Annotated in this window: 2 protein-coding genes and 1 pseudogene; 1 reads left to right on the forward strand and 2 read right to left on the reverse strand. The window is 49.4% G+C overall.

Annotated features, from left to right (window positions below; translation table 11 throughout):
* The first annotated feature begins 155 nt into the window (after positions 1 to 155).
* Positions 156 to 869 (forward strand): autoinducer binding domain-containing protein, encoded by a 714-nt coding sequence (locus ABYW01_RS20290; RefSeq protein WP_372836283.1) that lies wholly within the window; start codon positions 156 to 158, stop codon positions 867 to 869.
* Between the two features lie 160 nt (positions 870 to 1,029).
* Here ABYW01_RS20290 and trmB read toward each other — a convergent pair whose 3' ends face one another.
* Positions 1,030 to 1,761 (reverse strand): tRNA (guanosine(46)-N7)-methyltransferase TrmB, encoded by a 732-nt coding sequence (gene trmB, locus ABYW01_RS20295; protein WP_372836285.1) that lies wholly within the window; start codon positions 1,759 to 1,761, stop codon positions 1,030 to 1,032.
* A gap of 80 nt (positions 1,762 to 1,841) precedes the next feature.
* A pseudogene (locus tag ABYW01_RS20300) lies at positions 1,842 to 2,058 on the reverse strand (thiazole synthase); the annotation flags it as partial.

Genomic DNA, 2,058 nt, shown 5'->3' on the forward strand with positions numbered 1-2,058 from the left:
AGCACAACCTTAAGCGTCACATCTCTACAAAAATGTTTACCTTTGGTTGTAGCACGACCAACAAAATAACGTTAGCATGAACGAATATTAAATAAAGTTAATATTACCAACTGACTTTAAGGATAATCAGCTGTCAGATCTGACAGGGAGTGATCATGGATGAGCTATGGGACTTAATGAGTTCGTTGAACTCATCCCAGTCATTTGAAGAACTTGAATCCCACTTGGATAAAGTGTTTCAACAGTTTGATATTGAGCATTACGTCTATCTCAATTTCTCTCCATTAGCTATCGATGTCACTAGTATCGGTAACTACCCTAAAGCTTGGGTCAACCACTATCTGGAGCAGGAATATCAAAAGACGGACCCTACCGCGCATGCGTGCAGCGTACTAGAAACGCCCTTCCTTTGGCGAAACTGTGACCTGATCGTTGAACCCAATGAAAAAACCAAACGTTTCTGGCAGGAAGCAGGTGAATACTCCCTCTCCAACGGCATCGGTATCCCTGCACGCAACCGGGATAAATCCCGAGCAGGCTGGGGTATTACATTTGCCTCAAAAGAAGACGAAAAACGGTGGTTAGAACATCATGAAAGTGTGATATCGGTGGTAGCTAACGCTTTTCACTACCGCTTTGAACAGCTTTTATTCAGCTCAGAGAATCTACAGCGCACTTTCGGGCTGACACAACGAGAGCGCGAATCCGTTAAGTGGTTGTGTGATGGGAAAACCTATTCAGAGATCGGACAAATATTATCCATATCTGAGCGCACCGCACGCTTTCATATAACCTCTGCACGCACAAAACTAGATGTCCGTACGAATGCTCAGCTAATTGCAAAGGTCAGTTTGTATCGGCTCGTCTGATAATTACCAGATACCAGACTACTGCAGGCCTTTTTAGTCCTGTCATTTCGAAGCCTCAATGCAAAACGAGCAAGACACAGAAACAACAAAGCGGACCTGATGATCCACTTTGGGTCGAAAGTGTGAGTACATTTCCTTTTAAATGCCGTAACGAAACTGATTACTCAGTACGTTCAAACATCAGATCCCAGACACCGTGCCCCAGACGCTCACCGCGTTTCTGGAACTTGGTGACCGGACGCCATTCCGGCTGTGGAGAGTACTGACCGTCACCAGCAACGTTGTTGTAGCCTTCAGCCACATTCATCACGTCCATCATGTGCTCAGCGTAGTTTTCCCAGTCCGTCGCCATGTGGAAAACACCGCCCACTTTCAGCTTACGACGGATCGTCTGGGCGAATTCCGGCTGCACGATGCGGCGCTTGTGATGCTTTTTCTTGTGCCAAGGATCAGGGAAGAACAACTGTAGGGTATCGAGGCTGCCATCAGGGATGCAGTTCGCCAACACTTCCACGGCGTCATCACAGTAAACCCGGATGTTATCCACACCCTCAAGTTGTGCGTTGTTCAGCAGACGGCCAACACCCGGACGGTGTACTTCGATGCCGATATAGTTTTTCTCTGGCTGATCTTTGGCCATCGACAGCAATGAGTCGCCCATGCCAAAACCGATCTCCAGCACCACCGGCGCGTCACGACCGAACACTTCATCCAGCTGAATCGCGCCGTTTGCCAGATCCAGCCCGTATTTAGGCCAGGCTTCATCCAGACCACGCTGCTGGCCTTCGGTCATACGGCCTGCACGCAGGACAAAGCTGCGAACGGTACGCATGTATTTCTTTTCTTCGCCCGCTTCAGATTCGGGTGTGGTGCTGTTCTGTTCTTCGGTCATGGGGATCTGTCTAATACTGTCTTACAAATAATAAGGCCCGATACAGATGCATCGGGCCTGTGGATAGTGCCCAGAGGGTATTACTTGATCAGGCCGTCCATTGGGGACGATGCGCTGGCATACTTCTTACGCGGCATACGACCGGCCAGAAACGCTTCACGGCCCGCTTCGATCGCTTTACACATGGCCGATGCCATCAGCACAGGATCGTTAGCCGCAGCAATCGCGGTGTTCATCAGTACACCTTCACAGCCCATTTCCATCGCGATAGCCGCGTCAGAAGCGGTACCAACACCG

Source organism: Pontibacterium sp., from assembly GCF_041587635.1.
Taxonomy (GTDB): Bacteria; Pseudomonadota; Gammaproteobacteria; order Pseudomonadales; family Balneatricaceae; genus Pontibacterium.